Here is a 19,463-nt window from a genome sequence, read left to right on the forward strand (position 1 = left end):
GATGCCCGATGCCCTGTTTTGCTGGTGCCGCGCGGGCTTTGAACCCGAACTGGCCGCCGAACTCACCGAGCGCGCCGCGCTGGCCGGCCACCCCGGCTATGCGCGCGCCGAACGCGGCAACGGCTACGTCGAGTTCATTGCCTCCGGGGCGCGTGCGCTGGCGATGGCCTTGCCGCTGGAGCGGATCGTCTTCGCCCGCCAGAAGCTGCTGCGCCTGGCCGACCTGCCCGGCCTGAACCCCAGCGACCGCATCACGCCCATCATGCAGGCCCTGGATGCCCTGAAAGAACAGGGCGAAGTGGCGCCGGGCATGTTCGGTGAGCTGTGGGTGGAGCACCCCGATTCCGATGACGGCAAGACCCTCGCCGGGCTGTCCCGCAGCTTCGCCAACGCACTGCGCCCGAGCCTGCGCAAGGCCGGCTGGCTGAGCGCAAAGGACGACCCGCGCCGGCCGCGTCTGCATGTCGCCTTCCTTGGCGGGCACCACGTCGTGCTCGCCACCAGCGATCCGCGTGACAGCTCGCCGTGGCCGCTGGGCATTCCGCGCCTGCGCATGCACGCCGAGGCGCCCAGCCGCTCGGCGCTGAAGCTCGAGGAGGCGTTCATGACCCTGCTCGACGAGCGCGAACGCGGGCTCCTGCTGCGCGACAACATGCAGGCGGCCGATCTGGGCGCCGCGCCCGGGGGCTGGAGCTGGGTACTGATGCGCCAGGGCATGCTGGTCACCGCGGTCGACAACGGGCCGATGCGCGAGCAGCTGCTCGACAGCGGCCGGGTCGAACACGTCAGGGCCGACGGCTTCCAGTGGCAGCCGCGGCGGCCGGTCGACTGGATGGTCTGCGACATGGTCGAGCAGCCGCGCAAGGTGGCCGACCGCATGGCGACCTGGTTCCGTGAGGGCTGGTGCAAGCAGGCGGTGTTCAACCTCAAGCTGCCGATGAAGAAGCGCTGGGAGGAAACCCGGATCTGCCTGGAAGCCTTCGAGCTGCAGACTCACCGGCCGATGACCATCCGCGCGCGCCAGCTCTACCACGACCGTGAAGAGATCACGGTGCTGGCGATGCCCTCGCGCTGACGGGCGCCTCGCGCTGTCCATACGCCAGGTTCAGCCAAACCCTGCGTATTTGACGCCGGATTAACTTGGCCCGCCGCACGCTTTTTGCCTCCCCCGCAGACTGTGAGGTGGCACCATGAAAACGCAAGCGACCCTGCTCGGCCTGGCCCTCGCAATGGTGCTGGGCGCGTCCGCCACGGCGGGCGCGCAGGATGCCCGGCTCGATCCCAAATCCAAGGTGGACGCGGCGGACGCCGCCGAACAGGCGGTCGATGATGCCCACACCGCGCGCGAGCATGCCGAGGCCGCGCGCGAAGCGGCCCGACACGCCCGCGCCGTGCAGGCGAATGTCGCCACTGCCGATGGCGCCGCCATCGCCTCCGATGCCGCCGCCGTGGCCGACCGCTCGGCCCACGAAGCGGACCAGGCGTCCGACTTTGCCGGCCATGCGGCCAACGAAGCGCTGGGAGCGAAGACCGCAGCGGATGTCGGCAACCAGCCCAAACGCGCCGTCATGGAAGCCCGCGACGCCGCGACCAAGGCCGAGCTCGCCGGCAACCTCTCCGCCGATGCGGCGGCCAACGCGGCCGCTGCCGCCGCGGCCGCCGAGGATGCCGCGACCCGGCCCGACGCCGGGCTGCCGTCGTCTGAGCCGATGGCCAGGCCGCTTGAGCCGGACGTGACAGTCGTATCGGCACCGGCGGATTCGATCGTGGGCGATTACACCGTCGACTTCGATCGCATGGACAGCAACCACGACGGGGCGATCAGTTCCACGGAGGCGGCGTCCAACTCCACCCTCACCGCCGAGTTCCGCGCGGTGGACAACAACCACGACGGCAAGCTGAGCAGGAAGGAGCTGGAAGGCTGGAAGCGCTGATGCGGTCAGCGCCGCGTGGCCGGATGCCCTAGAGCCCGGCCGCGTGGCGCCACAGAGCGCGCGTCAACGGCGGCACGCGTCCGGCGAAAGCGAGCGCATGGCCGCGCAACAGGGTCGGTACCAGCGCGGCGTTGGAAAAGACGCGGTTGATTGCTTCGAACGCATAGGCCGATGCAGTCGCGTCACTGCGCCGCTGGCGGTTCCAGCGGCTCAACCGGTGCGCGGCACCGATATCGTCGTGCGGGTGGGCGGGACCGCGCCGCGTCGACGGTTGCAGGGCTGTCAACAGCGCGCTGATGTCGCGCAGACCCAGATTCACGCCCTGCCCGGCCAGTGGATGGACCGCATGCGCGGCATCGCCCACCAACACCATCCGCCCACTGAGCTGCGTGCCCGCCAGCTGCCGCCGCAGCGGAAACGCCGCCCTGCGCGAGACGCTGGTCAACTCGCCCAGAGGCCCATCGAAGGCCCGCGAGAGTTCGACCAGGAAGGCCGCGTCATCGACCGCCAGCAGACGCTCGGCGTCCGCGTCCGGGAGGCTCCAGACAATCGAGCTGCGCGGGGTCCCGTCATCGGCGTCGGCGAAGGGCAGGAATGCCAGCGGCCCGCCGGGGAGAAAGCGCTGCCAGCAGGTCGACTGGTGCGATCGGCTGTGGCGGACGAAACCGACCAGGCCGCGCTGGCCGTAATCGTGGCGAGGAGCGAGGATGCCCGCCATCTGCCGCAAATGGGAATCCGCGCCGTCAGCGGCCACCACCAGCCGCGCGCGCAAGCGCTCGCCCGAGGCCAGCGTCAGCACCTCGCTGCGCCCGTCCTCGCTGTGCTCACGGGCGGTGACTTTGTCGGGGCAATGCAGTTCCACCCCGGCGTCCAGCGCGGCCTTCCAGAGGCGATCGATCAAAAGCCCGTTCTCGAGGATCCAGCCCAGCTCGCGGCGACCGAGGCGGTCGGCGTCGAAGTCCAGCGTGCCGCCGCCGGCCGCGTCCCAGACCTGCATGCGTCGATACGGCTGAGCCCGGGCGCTGCGAATCGCCTCCCATACGCCCAGTTGTTCCAGTAGCGCGATGTTGTCGGGCGCGACGGCGAACACGCGCAGGTCCGGTACATCGTGGCGCCACGGCGCGGGCTCGCGACCCTCGACCAGCGCCACCTGCAAGCCCTGCCGGGCGAGGCCGAGCGCCCCCGCGGCGCCCACCACCCCGGCACCGACCACCACCGCATCCAGGACACCGCGCCGGCTCATGGCCGCAATCCCTCCGGACGGCACAGCGCGGGCACGTCGGCCCGGTAGCCCAGCGCGCCCGCGACCACTTCGGCCTGCAGCGAGGGCAAGCGGTCGATCGCGAGCAGGCCGATGCTGCGGAGTGGGCGGAGCAGCTCGGAGGGGTTGGCGGTCACGCGTGCCAGACCATCGGAAAATTCCAGTGTGCGCCGCCGGTCGTCTGCGCGGGCGGCGACATAAGCGGACAGCAGCTCGGCGTCACCGCAATCGACTCCTGCGGAGGCGTCACGTGCATTGCTGATCAACTCGGCAAGCGTCAGGGCATCCCGCAGTCCCAGGTTGAAACCCTGGGCGCCCAGCGGATGAATGGTCTGGGCGGCGTTCCCCACGAGCACGGCGCGCTCAGCGAGCGTTCGATCCGCCAACACGCGTACCAGCGGATAGGCCACCCTCGGACCGCAGGACAGGAACCGCCCCGCGCGCCAGCCGAAGGCCTCCTGTACGCGCTGCAGGAAACCGGCTTCATCCAGGGCGGCGACCGCCTCGGCGTCCTCGCGCGCGACGGCGTGGACGAGGCCGTAGTGGCGATCGCCGCGTGGCAGCAGCGCGGTCGGGCCGTCATCGCCGAGGCGCTCATAGGCGGTGCCGTCGGGGGCGCGGTCGGTGCGCAGGCGGGTGACGAACAGTGTCTGCCGGTAGTCGTGTTCGCTGGTGCCGATGCCCAGGGCGCCGCGCACGGCGCCGCGGGTGCCGTCGGCGCCCACCACCAGACGCGCCAGCTCGGTGCGCTCGCCGTCCGCGTCGGCCAGCCGCACGGCCCGGCAGCCACTGTGGGCGGTGTCGGCGAACCCCAGGAAGCGCGCAGGGCGGTACCGGCGCAGGCGCTGCAGACCGGCCAGGCGTTTCTCCAGCGCATCGCCAAAGTCGCGCGCGACGACCACCCGGCCGAACTCGCTGCGACCGTGGTCGGCGGCTTCCAGGACGCTGCGCCCGAAATCACCCCGACGGCTGACATGGATCCGCCTGATCGGTCCGCCCGCCGCGGCAAGCTCCTGCATCACGCCCAGCGCGGTCAGCGCGTTGACCGTCGCCTCGGCAAAGCTGAGGTTGCGCTGGTCGAACACGCTGGCATCGGACGGGCCCGGCGCGACCGCTTCCACCAGCCCGACAGTGATCCCCAGCGGCTCCAGCGCGATGGCCAGGCTGGAGCCGACCAGACCGCCGCCGATGATGAGAACGTCATGGATGACCGGCTCGGCCGGGGTGCCGTCCGCGGAACCCCCGGAGGCGAATGCAGCGTTGCCGGAACGGGGTGCGGATTCAGGAGATCGGGACGATGCGGCCATTGCGCTATGCTAACGGCTCCGTCGTTCCACACCCAGCCACGATGAAAAATTCCGCCTCCCGCTCCCTGCTGACCGCCGGCCCGCTCGTGCTCGTCGCACTGATCGTGCTTGCCGCGCTGACCCGGGTCCTGCCCCACCCGCCCAATTTCTCGCCGATCACCGCGATCGCCCTGTTCGGCGGCGCGTATTTCGCCAACCGCAGCTGGGCAATGCTGGTGCCCCTGATCGGCCTGTTCGTGTCCGACCTGGTCCTGGCAGGCGTCAACGGCGGCCTGTATGCCAGCTGGTTCAGCGGCGCCGGCATCTGGGTGGTCTACGGCTGCATCGTGCTGACCACCGTGATGGGCTTCGGCATGCGCGGCAAGGTCAGTGGCGCTTCGGTACTGGGCTACTCGCTGGCCGGGTCGATCCTGTTCTTCCTGGTCACCAATTTCAGCGTGTTCGCCTTCGATGCGATGTACCCCAAGACGGTCGGCGGGCTGACCGCCGCCTACGTCGCCGGTATTCCGTTCTTCAAGTGGAGCGTGTTGGGAACGCTGTTCTACTCTGCGGTCCTGTTTGGCGGCTTCGAACTGCTGCGCTCGCGCGTGCCTTCGCTGCGCCCGCAAACGGTCTGAGCCGGCGCCATGGGCAACCGGCTTTCCCGGATCTACACCCGCACCGGTGACGATGGCAGCACCGGGCTGGGCGATGGCAGCCGGACCGGCAAGGATTCGGCGAGGGTCAACGCGTACGGCACGATCGACGAGGCCAATTCCACCATCGGCCTGTTGCTCGCGGTGGAAGTGCCGGATGCGATACGCGACCTGCTGGTCTCGATCCAGCATCAACTGTTCGACCTGGGCGGGGAACTCTGCATCCCCGGCCATGCGGCGATCACCGCCGCGGACGTGGACCGCCTGGAACAGCATCTGGACGCGTTCAACGAGGACCTGCCGCCGCTCAAGGAGTTCATCCTGCCCGGCGGCGGAGAGGCCGGGGCGCGTTGCCATATCGCGCGCACGGTGGTCCGCCGCGCCGAGCGCGAGACGGTCACCCTCGCGCGCGAGGAGCCGGTCCGTCCCGAGGCGATCCGCTACCTGAACCGGCTGTCGGATCTGCTGTTCGTCCTGGCGCGGGTGCTTGCCCGCGGCAGCGGTCACGGCGAAGTGGTCTGGAACCACGAACGCCGCAAGGGCTGATCGGCAGTGAGCGCCCGCGCACCACGCCTGCGCCTGTACACCCACCCGGCCTGCCTGGACCATCGACCCGGGCCTGGCAACCCCGAAGCCCCTGCCCGCCTGCAGGCGGTGGTGGACGCGATCTCCACGCAGTGGCCGGAGGAGCGCTGGAACCATCCGCGTGCCGCGACGCGCGCCGAGGTCATGCGCGTGCATCGCGCCGACCTGGTGGCCCTCGTGCTCGACAGCCGTTTCCAGGATGCCCACGACACCCTGCACATCGATGCGGAGACGGTGCTCAGCCCGGGCTCCGCGGACGCGGCCCTGCACGCGGCCGGCGCCGGCATCGAAGCCGTGGACGCGGTCATGGCCGGGCCGGCGCGACGTGCGTTCTGCGCCGTTCGCCCGCCGGGCCACCACGCAACGGCGGCGCAGGCGATGGGTTTCTGCCTGTTCAACAACATCGCCGTTGCCGCGGAGCACGCGATTGAGGTCCACGGCCTGGCGCGGGTGGCCATCGTCGACTTCGATGTGCATCACGGCAACGGCAGCGAGGCGATCTTCGCCTCCGACGCGCGCGTGCTCTACCTCTCGACCCACCAGTCGCCGTTGTTCCCCGGCACCGGCGCGGCCGGCGACGTCGGCATCGGCAACGTGCTCAACCGGCCACTGGCCCCGCAGACCGGAAGCGGCGCGTTCCGTGGGATGTGGTCCGGCGACCTGCTGCCCGCGCTGAATGCCTTCAGGCCCCAGCTCGTGCTGGTCTCGGCCGGTTTCGATGGGCACCGCCGCGACCCGCTGGCCGACCTGCAACTGGATGCCGACGACTTCGCCTGGCTGACCCGGGAACTGGCCGCAGTCGCGGACCGGCATGCCGAGGGACGCCTCGTCTCGATGCTGGAAGGTGGCTACGACCTGCAGGCGCTGCGCGAGTGCGTCCTGGTCCACGTCGACGTGCTGCTGCACGCTTGAGGACAGCGGCAACATGAACGGCGCGCCTGCGCCGGATCGCAACGCGGCGTTGCCGCGCTCCGGGCGATGCGGCAAGCTAGCGGCCGCTCCATGCCTACCGGATCGCCGCGTGCGCAACCGCCTCCACCTGCTTCCGTTATCGATGTGCATCGCCCTGGCACTGCCGGCCTTCTCCGCCCGGGCGTCGGAGGACTGGAGCCTGTGTCCGCTGGAGGACGCGGTACCCGCGTTCGACGACGCGCCCGCGCCGGGCGGACTGGATGGCGCCCGCATCGACCAGCCCACCGACATCTCCGGTGATGCGCTCAATGCGAGCGAGACCGACAACACCGTCTTCCAGGGCAACGTCGCCCTGCGTCGCGGCGACCAGTTCCTCGGCACCGACCGGCTGAGCTACCGCAGTGATGACGGCACCTACGTCGCCGATGGCAGCGTGCGCTACCAGGACTCGGGCATGCGGATCGTCGCCGAACGAGCCCACGGCGACCAGGACGCGGACACGCACACGATCGAAGACCTGCGCTACCAGTTGATCGAGCAGCGCGGCAATGGCGGCGCGGAACGCATCGATATCCAGGGTGACAGCGGCTCATTGGTCGGTTCCACCTACTCCACCTGTCCGCCATCGCAGCGCAGTTGGGAGCTGCAGGCCAAGCGGATCGACTTCGACACTGAGAAAGGAACGGGGGTTGCACGCAACGCCGTGGTCCGGGTCGGCCGCGTGCCGATCCTCTACGTTCCGTGGCTGATGTTCCCGATCGACGACCAGCGCCGCACCGGGCTGCTGTACCCGGCGGTGAAGCTGTCCGGGCGCAACGGCTTCGACTGGCGCCAGCCGATCTACCTGAACCTGGCCCCGAACTACGATGCGACCCTGACCCCGCGCTGGATGAGCAAGCGTGGCGTGCAACTGGGCGGTGAATTCCGCTGGCTGTACGCCGGCGGCAGCGGCGAACTGTCGGGTGACTGGATGCCCAAGGACCGACTGGCGGAGAACGAGCCCTACCGTTACCTGGAGGATCCGTTCGGAAATCCGATCCCTGGCGCCACCCTGCCGGTGGACAATCGCGGCCAGTTCCAGTTTCACGGCCAGCACAGCCTCGGCGGCGGTTGGCGTGCCCAGGCCAATCTGGGCTGGGTCAGTGACACCCACTACCTGGAAGATTTCAGCAACACGCTGTACGGCCTGTCCACCTGGCAGATCGTGAGCACCGCCGGGATCTACGGGATCGGCCAGCGCTGGGACGCCGGCCTGATGGCCGACCACGCGCAGCTGGCCGACTACACCTTGAGTGAGGCCAACCTGACGTATGACCGTCTGCCGCGTGCGTTCCTCAACTGGTCCCAACCCATCGGAACGTGGTTCGAGGCGGGGATCAACGCCGAGGCCGTCCGCTTCCGCCACAAGGTGCAGAACGAGGGCAGCCGGATCGATCTGAAGCCCTATGTCAGCATGCCGCTCGAGGGCTCCAGCTGGTACGTGACGCCCAAGCTGGCGTGGCGTTACACCGCCTACGATCTCGACGACACCCTGGCGGCAGCCAATGACGGCGACGCCACCCCGAGCCGCAGCCTGCCGATCGCCTCGCTCGATGCCGGCATGTTCTTCGACCGCAAGGTCAGTTTCGGCAAAGACACCTACACGCAGACACTGGAGCCGCGGCTCTACTACCTGAACGTGCCATACCGCGACCAGAACGGGCTGCCGCGCTTCGACACCAACCCGATGACCTTCAGCTGGGGCCAGCTGTTCCGCGACAACCGCTACACCGGGCCGGACCGGCAGATCGACGCCAACCAGCTGACCACCGCGCTGACCACGCGTTTCATCAACGACGCCAACGGGCGCGAGCGCCTGTCCGCCAGCCTCGGCCAGATCCAGTACTTCGACGACAGCCGCGTGGTCGTGCCCGGCGAGACCGCCGTGGAGCAGGGCAAGTCGGCGTGGGTGGCCGACGTGGGCATCTCGCCCACCAAGCGCTGGAGCATCAACATGGCCTACCAGTGGGACCCCAAGTACCGTCGCCAGGACCTCGCCAGCATCCGCACGCGCTACCTGATCGGCGACAAGGGCGTGGTCAACCTGGGCTACCGCTACCGCCGCGATCTGACCGAGCAGGCGGACTTCTCGTTCCTGTACCCGATCAACCAGACCTGGAGCGTGGTCGGCCGCTATTATTACGCCATCGACGACCGCAAACTGCTGGAATCCATTGCCGGCGTGCAGTGGGAAAGCTGCTGCATAGCCGTGCGCCTGATCGCCCGCCGCTACGTGCGCGAGCGCAATGGCGACCTGGATGATTCGCTGCGGGTGGAGTTCGAACTCAAGGGCCTGGGCTCGGCGGGCCAGAAAACCGAGACGATTTTGAGCCGTGCTATCCTCGGCTACGATCGTGATGATCTCTATCTTGTGCCGCCTTCCTCCGTGGAAGACGACGATTTCGACAACTCCCTCGATCAAATCCCATGAAGAAACTATTCGCGTCTCTCCTGGCCGGCGCGCTGCTGCTTGCGCCTGCGTTTGCGCAGCAGCCTGCGCCTATTGACGGCATCGCGGTGGTGGTTGACGAGGACGTCATCCTGCAAAGCGAGCTGGACCGGGCGGTGGCGAACATCCGCGCCCAGTACGCCGGCCGCACCGAGCAGTTGCCACCACCGGAGGTGCTCGAGCGCCAGGTGGCCGAGCGGCTGGTGCTGCTCAAGCTGCAGATCGCCCGTGCCAACAGCACCGGGGTCAAGGTCAGCAGCCAGGAGGTCGAGCAGACCATCAATGCCATCGCCGCGCAGAACCAGGTCAGCGTCGACCAGCTCGCCGCCCAGCTGGCTCGCGATGGCACCTCGCTGCCCCAGTTCCGCGAGTCCATCCGCGACGAACTGCTGGTGCAGCGCTTGCGCCAGCGCCTGGCGCAGTCGCAGATTTCCGTGAGCGACGCCGAGGTCGATGCCGCGCTCGCCGCCCAGCAGGGTTCGGGGATGCAGTACCACCTGGCCCACATCCTGGTGGCGGTGCCCGAAGGCGCCACTCCCGAGCAGATCGCCACGGCCCAATCCAAGATCGAGGGCGTGCAGGCGCTGATCAAGCGCGGCGAGATGGATTTCGCGGCCGCCGCGGTGCGCTACTCCGACAGCCCCAACGCCCTTGAGGGCGGTGACCTGGGCTGGCGCAGCAGCGACGAGATCCCCTCGGCGTTCGCCGAGATGGTGCGCAACATGAGCCCGGGCCAGGTCACCGAGCCGATCCGTGGTCCCAGCGGCTTCCAGATGCTGCAGGTGGTGGAGAGCCGCGATGCGTCGCAGGCCGCGCCAAGCATGGTCACCCAGTACCACGCCAGCCACATCCTGATCCGCGTTGGCGAAAACGCGGGCGCGGCGGAGGCGAAAGCCAAGGCCGACACCCTGCATGCCCGCCTCGTCGGTGGCGCGGATTTCGCCGCGCTCGCCCGCGAGGAGTCGCAGGATCCGAGCTCCCAGGCCCGCGGCGGCGATCTGGGCTGGTTCGCCCGTGACCAGTTCGGTCCCGATTTCGGCGCCGAAGTGGCCAAGCTCGATGACGGCGCAATCTCGGCACCCTTCCGCACCCAGGCCGGCTGGCACATCGTCAAGCGCGTCGGTACGCGCCAGAGCGATGTCGGCGACACGTCCCAGCGCGATCAGGTCCGCGAGACGATCGGTCGGCGCAAGCTGGAAGACGAATGGAACCGGTTCCTGCGCGAGATGCGCGGCGAGGCCTTTGTCGACTTCCGTACCGTCGCCGGTGCCGGAGACAGCGACGCCGGCGAGGGTGCTGACGGCACCCGCGATACCAGCGGCAACTGATTGACTCCGCTGCGGCTCGCGCTGGTCCCGGGAGAACCGGCCGGCGTCGGGCCGGAGCTCTGCGTGCGGCTGGTGCAGACCGCACGCTCCTATGGGATGACGGCTTTTGGCGATCCGCAGACCCTGCGGGCCGCCGCCGACGCCCTCAAGCTCCCGCTGCACCTGGTCGCGCCCGAGGATGATCAGGGCCGCGCCGGCGAGCTCGCCCTGCATCCCATTCCCAATGCGGTCGACGTGGCATTCGGCCAGCCAGCGCCGGCCAATGCGCACGCGGTCATCGATGCCCTGCATACCGCTGCAGCCCACTGCCTGCGGGGCGATTGCCACGGTCTGGTAACTGGCCCGGTGCACAAGGCGGTGATCAACGACGGCGGGATTCCCTACACCGGCACCACCGAGCTGCTGGCCGAGCAGGCCCGATGCGGCGTGGTGATGATGCTGGCCAACCCGACGATGCGCGTGGCGCTGGCCACCACCCATCTGCCCCTGCGCGAGGTCGCCGACGCGATCACGCCTGCGTCCTTGAGCGCCACCCTGCGCACCGTCCATGCCGCGCTGCGCACCGACTTCGGCATCGACCAGCCACGCATCGCCGTGCTCGGCCTGAATCCCCACGCCGGGGAGGCCGGACATCTGGGCCACGAGGAGATCGCCGTCATCGAGCCGGTGCTGGCGGTCCTGCGCGGCGAGGGCATGTCCCTGGAAGGGCCGCTGCCGGCCGACACCGCCTTCCTGCCTGGCCGTCTTAAGCGCTATGACGCCGTGCTGGCGATGTATCACGACCAGGGTTTGCCGGTGCTGAAGTTCAGCGGTTTCGAGCACGCGGTGAACATCACCCTGGGACTGCCCTACCCGCGCGTCGCCGTCGACCACGGCACCGCGCTCGATCTGGCGGGGAAAGGCACCGCCGATCCGTCCAGCCTGATCGCCGCCGCCGCCACCTGCGCTCGCATGGCGCGCGCCCGCACCGCCATAATGCCCTGATGAGTTCACCCAAAAGCCCGGCCCGCCCGTTCGGCTCGGCCTTCTCCAGTCCGGCCAAGAAGCACCTGGGCCAGAACTTCCTCCACGACCGCTCGGTCATCGACAAGATCGTGCAGGCGGTGAATCCCCAGCCCGGCGACCGGCTGGTCGAGATCGGTCCGGGCCAGGGTGCGTTGACCTTCCCGCTGCTGGACCGCCACGGCCGCTTGACCGTGATCGAGTTCGATCGCGACCTGGTCGGGCCACTGACGGAGATGGCCGAACAGCACGGCCATCTGGAGGTCATCCATCGCGACGTGCTGCAGGTCGACTTCACCGCGCTGGCTGCCGAGGCCGGACCGTCCGGCGACGAGCCGGCCGACGACCGCAGCGGACGCATCCGGCTGGTCGGCAACCTGCCCTACAACCTGTCCTCGCCGATCCTCTTCCACGCCCTCGACCACGCCGCTGCCATCACCGACATGGTGTTCATGCTGCAAAAGGAAGTGGTCGACCGCATGGCGGCCGGGCCCGGCAGCAAGGTCTACGGACGACTGAGCGTGATGCTGCAGGCCTACTGCACGGTCAGCGCGCTGTTTATCGTCCCCCCGGGTGCGTTTCATCCGGTGCCCAAGGTCGACTCCGCGGTCGTGCGCCTGGTGCCGCGACCGGCGAGCGGAATCGGCGTGCGTGACCGGACGGTGTTCGCCAAGGTCGTGCGCGATGCTTTCGGCCAACGGCGCAAGACCCTGCGCAACGCCCTCTCGCGGATCTGCGACCCGGCGGCGATGGAAGCAGCGGGCGTCTCCCCGCAGGCTCGCGCAGAGCAGATCCCGGTGGCCGATTTCGTCCGCCTTGCCAACTCCCTGGTGAACTGATCAGGCCGCGCGGCGGCGTGAATCGGTCGCCGTCGCTCCCCTATGCCGCGGCCACCCTCTACACTGTCCTGCATGAAACACCGACGCGGCCCCGCATTCACCATTGACGTCATCACGCGCTACCTGGATGACCAGTCCGAGCCTGCGAACGGCCACTTCCTGTTCGCCTACACGATCCGCATCGGCAACGCCGGCGACGAGTCGGCGCAACTGGTCTCCCGTCGCTGGGTGATCACCGACGCCAACGGCAAGGTCGAGCGGGTCCAGGGCGACGGCGTGGTGGGCGAGCAGCCCTGGCTGCACCCTGGCGAGGGCTTTGAATACACCTCCGGCGCAATGCTGGACACCGACCTGGGCACCATGGAAGGCAGCTACACCATGGCCACGCGGGACGGCACCAGTTTTGAAGTGCCGATCCCCGCATTCACCCTGACCGTCCCGCGAACCCTGCACTGATGGCGGCTCTGGCATGAGCGTCTGGGCGATTGGGGATCTGCAGGGTTGTTACGACGAATTGCAGCGGCTTCTGGAGCGCATCCGCTTCGACCCGGCCAGTGATCGGCTGTGGTTCTGCGGCGACCTGGTCAACCGCGGCGGGCAATCGCTGGAAACGCTGCGTCTGGTGCATTCGCTGCGCGGGCAATCGAGCGTCGTGCTGGGCAACCACGACCTGTCACTGCTGGCCATCGGCGAACGCCGCGAAGAGGACCAGCGCAAGGTCAATGCCGACCTGCAGAGGGTGGTGTTCGCGCCCGACCGCGACGAGCTGCTGACGTGGTTGCGGATGCAGGAGATGGTGCACGTCGACCGCGAGCTGGGCTGGATGATGATCCATGCCGGACTCGCGCCCAAATGGACCACGCAACTGGCGGAAAAGCACGGCCGCGAGGTCGAGGCGGCGCTGCGCGGCGACCAGTACCGGCAGCTGCTCCGGCACATGTACGGCGACGGGCCGGCGTGGAATCCCAGGTTGACCGGGATGGACCGCCATCGCGCGATCATCAACCTGCTCACACGCATGCGCTACTGCTCCCCCAAGGGCCGTATCGCCTACGAGGAGAAGGGCGTCCCCGGCACCCAGCCGCCGGGCCTGTACCCGTGGTATGAGGTTCCGGGCCGCGCGGAGCGCGACCTGAAGATCGTCTGCGGCCACTGGTCGGCGCTGGACCTTTTCATCGGCCACGGCGTCCACGCGATCGATACGGGCGCGGTCTGGGGCGGCAAACTCACCGCCCTGCAGCTGGACACCGACGAGTTGCGGGTCGTGCAGGTGGCCGGGCGCGACAAGCCCGCGCCGCCGCCGCGGCCCCGTCACCGCTCACGGCAACGGCGGCAGCCGCAGGCGTCATGAGCGGCTGCTGGTGGCTGCGCCCGGCCGCGGCCGAGTCGGAAGCAAGCGGATCAGGGCGCGCGCGCGTACTCGACGAACTCGAACGCGAACCGGTGACGTTCATCGGCCGGGTGTGGCTCTCGTGAAATGACGGTCCAGTTGTTCGCGTCGAAGGGCGGAAAGAACGTGTCTGCACCCTGCACAGCCGTGTCGACGTGGGTCAGCTGCAGCTGCGTCGCGATCGGCAGGCACAGCGCGTAGATCTCACCGCCGCCGATGACGCACAGCGCATCGGTTCCCCCGCTTCGCGCGGCGGTGATTGCCTCCTCCACGCTGCCCACGGCCTCCATGCCCGGAAACGGGGCGCGACCGCTGCGGGTCAGCACCAGGTTGCGTCGCCCGGGCAGCGCCCTGCCCAGCGACTCGGCGGTCTTGCGCCCCATCAGCAGGGTCTTGCCCAGGGTCAACGCCTTGAAGCGTTTCAGATCGTCCGGCAGCCGCCAGGGCAGGTCGTTGTCGCACCCGATGGCGCCGTTGCGATCCAGCGCAGCGACCAGCACCACCGGCGGCCTCACACCGCCACCGGCGCCTTGATGGCGGGCAGCGGATCGTAGTCCTCGATGCTGATGTCATCGATGCTGAAGTCGAATATGCCGGTGACCTTCGGGTTGAGGCCCAGCCGCGGCAGTGCGCGCGGCTCCCGCGACAGCTGTTCGCGCGCCTGCTCGAAGTGGTTCGAGTACAGGTGCGCATCGCCCAGGGTGTAGACGAAGTCGCCGACCTCCAGCCCGCACACCTGCGCCACCATGTGGGTCAGCAGCGCGTAGCTGGCGATGTTGAAGGGCACGCCCAGGAAGATGTCGCCGCTGCGCTGGTAGAGCTGGCAGCTGAGCCTGCCGTTGACCACGTAGAACTGGAACAGCGTGTGGCACGGCATCAACGCCATCTGTGGCAGCTCGGCGACATTCCACGCCGACACGATCAGCCGCCGCGAGTCCGGATTGCGCCGGATCTCATCGACCACCCATTGGATCTGGTCGACCTCGATCCCTTCCGCTCCCGCCCAGCGCCGCCACTGCTTGCCGTACACCGGGCCCAGCTCGCCAGCCTCATCGGCCCATTCGTCCCAGATGCGCACCCGGTTCTCGCGCAGGTAGCCGATATTGGTATCGCCCTGCAGGAACCACAGAAGCTCATGGATGATCGAGCGCAGGTGCAGTTTCTTGGTCGTGACCAGCGGAAACCCCGCGGCGAGATCGAAGCGCATCTGCCAGCCGAACACGCTGCGGGTGCCGGTGCCCGTGCGATCGGATTTTTCATCGCCGTGCTCGAGCACGTGGCGCATCAGATCCAGGTACTGGCGCATCTCAGGCTCCCGAGGCGGCCGGCTGGACCGTGGGCGAACGCCGCGACAGCCACAGGCCGAACAGGCCCAGCACGATCAGCGGCAGGCTGAGGACCTGACCCATCGTCAGCCAGCCAAACGCCAGGTAGCCCAGTTGCACATCCGGCACGCGCACGAACTCGACCAGGAAGCGGAAGCTGCCGTACAGCAGCAGGAACAGCCCCAACACCGCATAGCGCGGCCGCGGCTTGCGCGAGAACCACCACACCACGCAAAACGTCACCAGACCCTCCAGGAACGCCTGATAGAGTTGGGACGGATGCCGGGCGAAGCGGTCCAGCGCCCCGCTGGCGAACTGCGCCTGCAGTTGCTCCGCGCTCCAGCCGGCGAATTCCGGCGCGCGCGGAAACACGACGCCCCAGTCGGCGCCGGTGGGTTTGCCCCACAACTCGCCACCGATGTAGTTGCCCAGCCGGCCCAGACCCAGGCCGGCCGGCACCAGCGGCACGACAAAGTCGGCCACATCGAAGAAATGCTGGTGCTGCTTGCGCGACCACCACAGACCGGCGGCGGCGACGCCGAGCAGGCCACCGTGGAAACTCATGCCACCCTCCCATATCCGCAGCAGCATCAGCGGATCCTTCACCAGGTCGGCAAACCCGTAGAACAGCACGTAGCCGATGCGGCCACCGAGGACGACGCCCAGCATCCCGTAGAACAGCAGGTCACCGAACGCCTGCTCGGTGACGCCAGGCAGCCGCCCGGCGCGGATCCGCCGCACGCCCAGCCACCAGGCGATGCCGAAACCCAGCAGGTACATCACGCCGTACCAGTGGATGTCCAGCGGGCCCAGGCTGAGGGCGATCGGGTCGATTTGATGCAGGATGATCATTGAGTCGCTGGTATCCGCTGGAAGTGGGCTGTCGCCCGTCTATTGTCGCCGCTGACGGCGCGATTTACAGGCGATGGGGCTGATTGGACAGCTGGTTGTCGTCCGCTTGCCCCGGAATGGCCGGGAAGGCGCCCGCCATCAAGGTCGAAAGCGCATCCACGCCGCCGAGGATCGCGGCCTCCGCGTCGCCGGCCTGCAGGTGCTGCTCGATCAAGCCGCAGGCCTGGCGCCACTGGGCCGGTTCAACCCGGCCGTCAAAGCCGCGATCGGCGACCACTTCGATCCGGTGCTCCGCCAGCAGCAGGTAGAGGAGCACGCCGTTGTTGTCCCTTGTGTCCCACACGCCCAACTGCCCGAACAGCTCGCGCGCCCGGTCGCGGGCACTCACGCCGGCCAGTACCGCCCGCAGTTTCAGCGCCGGCTCCACCGCAAAGCACAGCTCGCCGCTATGCCGCTGCTCGCCAGCCGCGATTGCCGCGGCGATGCGCGCCATGACGGGGTCGGGAAACCAGCGCCGGCTCGAAGGTGGGAAGAGGTGCCGGAACCAGCGCATCAGCACGCCCCTGTGGTTGGGATCGAGTTCATCACCAGCTGCCCGAGGCGCCGCCGCCTCCGCTCATGCCGCCGCCGCCGCTCCATCCACCACCTCCGCCGCCACCCATGCCGCCGCCCCATCCACCACTACCGCCACCCCAGCCGCCGCCCAATCCACCAAAGCCACCGCGTCGGGCGAAGCCGCCACCGCCGGAACCGGCGAGCGCGAGCACCAGTCCCATCACGGCGCCGATGCCGCCGATTACCAGCAAGGAGGACAGCAGCCATGCAACCCCGCCTGCCGCGGCCGCTCCGGCCATGCCGCGGATCGGCTTGGGTGTGCGGCCGAACATGCCCGCCACGACGCGGGCAACGATGAAGGCGGCCATCAGGGCAAACAACGAGTTCCCGCCGCCCGCGTCGGGGCGGTTGTCGGCCATCGGCGCCGGCAGCGGTTCACCCTCGATCAGGCGGGTCAGCGCGGCGGTCGCCTCGACGATTCCGCCGGCATAGTCGTCGCGCCGAAAATGCGGTACCAGATACTCCTGGATCACCCGGCTGGCCGTCGCGTCCGGGATCGCACCTTCCAGGCCGTAGCCCACCTCGATGCGCGCCCGCCGATCGGCCTTGGCCACGATCAGCAGCACGCCATCGTCGACCTTGCCGCGGCCCAGCTTCCATTCGTCGTAGACGCGGGTGGCGTACTGGGCAATGTCTTCCGGCGACGTGGTGGGCACGACCAGCACCTGCAGCTGGCTGCCCTTGCGATCGCGCAGCGCGACCGCCTGGTCTTCGAGCTGCCGGCGTGTCGACGCGTCGATGGTGCCGGTGGTGTCGACCACGGGCGAGTCCAGCACCGGCACCGGCGCCAGCGACTGTGCATGCAGTACGCCGGCCGCGAGGAACAGCGCCAGCAACCAGACCCGGCATGCCAGCGAACGGAACTTCCGCTGCCCCGACGCGCGGATCCGGCGCAGCCCGGCGGGCGCCTGCGACTGCGCGGCATCCGCAATGCCAGTGTCGGTACGACGATTCGCTGGCTCACCCAGGTTCATGTCAACAGCGCTGAAGGGGAGATGTGCGCAATGCAGGCCGAATCAGCCATTGGCGGGCGCGGGCGCCGGCGCGGGCTGGCCGAAGTCGACCTCCGGCGGACGCTGGATTTCCTGCACGTTGTCGACGGTGAAATTGGGCTTGGGCTTGTAGCCGAACACCTTGGCGGTCAGGTTGGTCGGGAACTGGCGGATATAGGTGTTGAAGTCCTGCACCGTCTGGATGTAGCGCTGGCGCTCGACGGTGATCCGGTTCTCGGTGCCCTCCAGCTGCGCCTGCAGCTGCAGGAAGCTCTGGTCCGCCTTCAGGTCCGGGTAGTTCTCGCTGACCATCAGCAGCCGGCCGATCGCGCTTTGCAACTGGCCCTGGGCCTGCTGGAACTGCTCCAGCGAGGCCGGATCCTCCGCATCGACCTTGATACTGCCGACCCGCGCGCGCGCCTCGGTGACCTGGGTCAGTACCTGCTGCTCGTGGCTCGCGTAGCCCTTGACCGTCGCGACCAGGTTCGGCACAAGGTCGGCCCGGCGCTGGTAGACGTTGAGGACCTGCGACCAGGCCGCATCCACCGCCTCGTCCTTCTGCTGGATGGTGTTGTAACCGCAACCGCTGAGCAAGGTCGCCAGCACGAGCAGAAGCACGATGCGCATGGAAGTTCTCCGTTCAGGTCAATGGCTCATTCCACCACCGGGCCACGGTTGGGGCAATGGGCGCGGTGTGAAGCGACCGGCGCCCTGCAATTACGCTGACCGCTACTCGCCAAGCTCGCGCAGGACGGCGCGCCGCTTGGCCCACAGGTTGAGCCCTTCCACCAGCGCCGAGAACCCCATCGAGCCGTAGATGTAGCCCTTGGGAATGTGGATGCCGAGGCCGTCCAGCAGCAGGTAGGCACCGATCAGGACGATGAACGCCAGCGCCAGCATCTTCACCGTCGGGTTGCGATCAATGAAGCGGCCCAGCGGGGTGGCCGCGAACAGCATCACCACCACGGCCAGCAGGATCGCGGAGACCATGATCCAGGTGTGGTTGGCCATGCCCACGGCGGCGATCACCGAGTCCAGCGAAAACACGATATCGATCACCGCGATCTGCGCCAGGACCATGCCGAAGGTCGCCACCGGCTTGGCTGGCAGGCCATCGGAATCCTCGCCCCCCAGGATCGAGTCGCGGATCTCCATGGTGCCCTTCACCAGCAGGAAGATGCCGCCCACGATCAGGACCAGGTCGCGCACCGAGATGCCTTCGCCGAACAACTCGAACAACGGTGTTTTCAGCCCCGCCAGCCAGGCCAACGCGAGCAGAAGCAAGATGCGGCTGATACACGCGACCGCGATTCCCAGCTTGCGCGCCTTCTCGCGGGTCTGCACCGGCAGGCGGCTCACGGCGATCGAAATGAACACCAGGTTGTCGATGCCAAGCACGATCTCGATCGCGCTCAGGGTCATCAGGGTGATCCAGACTTCCGGATCCATCAGCATTTCAATCACGGGGATTTCCTAGGTTCGACGGGAAACGTGGCGCAAGGGTAATAACTGAGGGTGAGCGCCGCACTATCAACCCGCCGGCTCAGGACAACCCGGCCAGCAGCCGCGGCCCCAGGATCAGCGACCAGGTCATCAGCACGTTCATCATCAGCACGAACACCGCCGCCGATCCCATGTCCTTCGCCCGGCCGATCAACTCGTGGTACTGGTTGCCGAAGCGTTCGATCACCGCCTCGATGGCGGAGTTCAGCAACTCGGCGGCCAGGACCAGCAGCATCGTACCGACCAGCAGGACCCTCTCAACCCCGGTGGCTCCAAGCCAGAGTGCGATCGGTGCCAGCAGCACGAACGCGCATACCTCGAGGCGGAAAGAGGACTCGTGCAGCCAGGCCGCCTTCAGCCCCTGGATCGACCATTGGCCCGCCTTGAGCACGCCGCGCGGTCCGCGCGGCACATGGCCGTAGCCGTCAGCCACCTCAGCGCCCCACGTGGAGTGCAACGCGACCAATGGAAACGCACGGCCAGGGCATCAAACTC

Annotated in this window: 21 protein-coding genes; 11 read left to right on the forward strand and 10 right to left on the reverse strand. The window is 68.4% G+C overall.

The genetic code is table 11. The annotated features are described in order from the left end of the window. The first annotated feature begins 1 nt into the window (after position 1). On the forward strand, positions 2-1,075 hold the full coding sequence (gene rlmM / locus INQ41_RS10630) for a 23S rRNA (cytidine(2498)-2'-O)-methyltransferase RlmM (RefSeq protein ID WP_193984322.1): 1,074 nt from the start codon (positions 2-4) through the stop codon (positions 1,073-1,075). Between the two features lie 115 nt (positions 1,076-1,190). Then, entirely contained in the window at positions 1,191-1,934 is a 744-nt protein-coding gene (locus tag INQ41_RS13295) for an EF-hand domain-containing protein (RefSeq protein WP_228076578.1), read from the forward strand. 28 nt (positions 1,935-1,962) lie between these two features. Here the strand turns inward: INQ41_RS13295 and INQ41_RS10640 are convergent, their stop codons facing one another. After that, positions 1,963-3,177, reverse strand: a complete 1,215-nt coding sequence (locus tag INQ41_RS10640; RefSeq protein WP_193984324.1) for an FAD-dependent monooxygenase — start codon at positions 3,175-3,177, stop codon at positions 1,963-1,965. Continuing rightward, on the reverse strand, positions 3,174-4,502 hold the full coding sequence (gene ubiH / locus INQ41_RS10645) for a 2-octaprenyl-6-methoxyphenyl hydroxylase (RefSeq protein ID WP_193984326.1): 1,329 nt from the start codon (positions 4,500-4,502) through the stop codon (positions 3,174-3,176). The genes INQ41_RS10640 and ubiH overlap by 4 nt, the downstream gene beginning before the upstream one ends. Positions 4,503-4,543: 41 nt before the next feature. Between ubiH and INQ41_RS10650 the strand changes: the two genes are divergently transcribed. The 9 genes from INQ41_RS10650 to INQ41_RS10690 all read left to right on the forward strand — a co-directional run bounded on the left by INQ41_RS10650 (position 4,544) and on the right by INQ41_RS10690 (position 13,642). Then, positions 4,544-5,119, forward strand: a complete 576-nt coding sequence (locus INQ41_RS10650) for a DUF6580 family putative transport protein (protein WP_193984328.1) — start codon at positions 4,544-4,546, stop codon at positions 5,117-5,119. A 9-nt stretch (positions 5,120-5,128) separates the two neighbouring features. After that, positions 5,129-5,683: a cob(I)yrinic acid a,c-diamide adenosyltransferase gene (locus tag INQ41_RS10655; protein ID WP_193984330.1), complete on the forward strand. Its 555-nt coding sequence runs from the start codon at positions 5,129-5,131 to the stop codon at positions 5,681-5,683. Between the two features lie 27 nt (positions 5,684-5,710). Beyond that, the gene (locus INQ41_RS10660; protein ID WP_193987342.1) at positions 5,711-6,634 is read left to right on the forward strand and encodes a histone deacetylase family protein; all 924 of its coding nucleotides are present in this window, start codon (positions 5,711-5,713) and stop codon (positions 6,632-6,634) included. A gap of 109 nt (positions 6,635-6,743) precedes the next feature. Further along, positions 6,744-9,104, forward strand: a complete 2,361-nt coding sequence (gene lptD / locus INQ41_RS10665; protein ID WP_343224923.1) for an LPS assembly protein LptD — start codon at positions 6,744-6,746, stop codon at positions 9,102-9,104. After that, positions 9,101-10,450, forward strand: a complete 1,350-nt coding sequence (locus INQ41_RS10670) for a peptidylprolyl isomerase (protein ID WP_193984341.1) — start codon at positions 9,101-9,103, stop codon at positions 10,448-10,450. Before lptD ends, INQ41_RS10670 begins: the two co-directional genes overlap by 4 nt. Continuing rightward, positions 10,451-11,434 (forward strand): 4-hydroxythreonine-4-phosphate dehydrogenase PdxA, encoded by a 984-nt coding sequence (pdxA, locus tag INQ41_RS10675; RefSeq protein ID WP_193984343.1) that lies wholly within the window; start codon positions 10,451-10,453, stop codon positions 11,432-11,434. Then, on the forward strand, positions 11,434-12,291 hold the full coding sequence (gene rsmA / locus INQ41_RS10680; protein WP_193984345.1) for a 16S rRNA (adenine(1518)-N(6)/adenine(1519)-N(6))-dimethyltransferase RsmA: 858 nt from the start codon (positions 11,434-11,436) through the stop codon (positions 12,289-12,291). Before pdxA ends, rsmA begins: the two co-directional genes overlap by 1 nt. A 72-nt stretch (positions 12,292-12,363) precedes the next feature. Further along, complete coding sequence (gene apaG, locus INQ41_RS10685) at positions 12,364-12,747, forward strand: Co2+/Mg2+ efflux protein ApaG (RefSeq protein ID WP_193984347.1); 384 nt, start codon at positions 12,364-12,366, stop codon at positions 12,745-12,747. Between the two features lie 13 nt (positions 12,748-12,760). Further along, on the forward strand, positions 12,761-13,642 hold the full coding sequence (locus INQ41_RS10690; RefSeq protein WP_193984348.1) for a symmetrical bis(5'-nucleosyl)-tetraphosphatase: 882 nt from the start codon (positions 12,761-12,763) through the stop codon (positions 13,640-13,642). A gap of 50 nt (positions 13,643-13,692) precedes the next feature. Here the strand turns inward: INQ41_RS10690 and INQ41_RS10695 are convergent, their stop codons facing one another. From INQ41_RS10695 to INQ41_RS10730, 8 genes are all read right to left on the reverse strand, one after another. Beyond that, positions 13,693-14,184: a dihydrofolate reductase gene (locus tag INQ41_RS10695; RefSeq protein ID WP_193987343.1), complete on the reverse strand. Its 492-nt coding sequence runs from the start codon at positions 14,182-14,184 to the stop codon at positions 13,693-13,695. A gap of 8 nt (positions 14,185-14,192) precedes the next feature. Then, the gene (locus INQ41_RS10700) at positions 14,193-14,987 is read right to left on the reverse strand and encodes a thymidylate synthase (protein ID WP_193984350.1); all 795 of its coding nucleotides are present in this window, start codon (positions 14,985-14,987) and stop codon (positions 14,193-14,195) included. 1 nt (position 14,988) lies between these two features. Then, positions 14,989-15,858 carry a prolipoprotein diacylglyceryl transferase gene (gene lgt / locus INQ41_RS10705; protein WP_193984352.1) on the reverse strand — a complete coding sequence of 290 codons (870 nt, stop codon included), beginning with the start codon at positions 15,856-15,858 and terminating at the stop codon, positions 14,989-14,991. A gap of 64 nt (positions 15,859-15,922) precedes the next feature. Further along, positions 15,923-16,351 (reverse strand): TPM domain-containing protein, encoded by a 429-nt coding sequence (locus INQ41_RS10710; protein WP_343224924.1) that lies wholly within the window; start codon positions 16,349-16,351, stop codon positions 15,923-15,925. A 91-nt stretch (positions 16,352-16,442) separates the two neighbouring features. Continuing rightward, positions 16,443-17,327: a TPM domain-containing protein gene (locus tag INQ41_RS10715; protein ID WP_407074277.1), complete on the reverse strand. Its 885-nt coding sequence runs from the start codon at positions 17,325-17,327 to the stop codon at positions 16,443-16,445. Positions 17,328-17,489: 162 nt separating this feature from the next. Next, positions 17,490-18,092 carry a LemA family protein gene (locus INQ41_RS10720; RefSeq protein ID WP_193984358.1) on the reverse strand — a complete coding sequence of 201 codons (603 nt, stop codon included), beginning with the start codon at positions 18,090-18,092 and terminating at the stop codon, positions 17,490-17,492. A gap of 102 nt (positions 18,093-18,194) precedes the next feature. Beyond that, a complete protein-coding gene (locus INQ41_RS10725) occupies positions 18,195-18,920 on the reverse strand; it encodes a TerC family protein (protein WP_193987344.1) in 726 nt (241 codons plus the stop codon). A gap of 88 nt (positions 18,921-19,008) precedes the next feature. Next, on the reverse strand, positions 19,009-19,401 hold the full coding sequence (locus INQ41_RS10730) for a diacylglycerol kinase (RefSeq protein ID WP_193984360.1): 393 nt from the start codon (positions 19,399-19,401) through the stop codon (positions 19,009-19,011). Positions 19,402-19,463: the final 62 nt, after the last annotated feature.

The organism is Lysobacter ciconiae (assembly GCF_015209725.1).
Taxonomy (GTDB): Bacteria; Pseudomonadota; Gammaproteobacteria; order Xanthomonadales; family Xanthomonadaceae; genus Novilysobacter; species Novilysobacter ciconiae.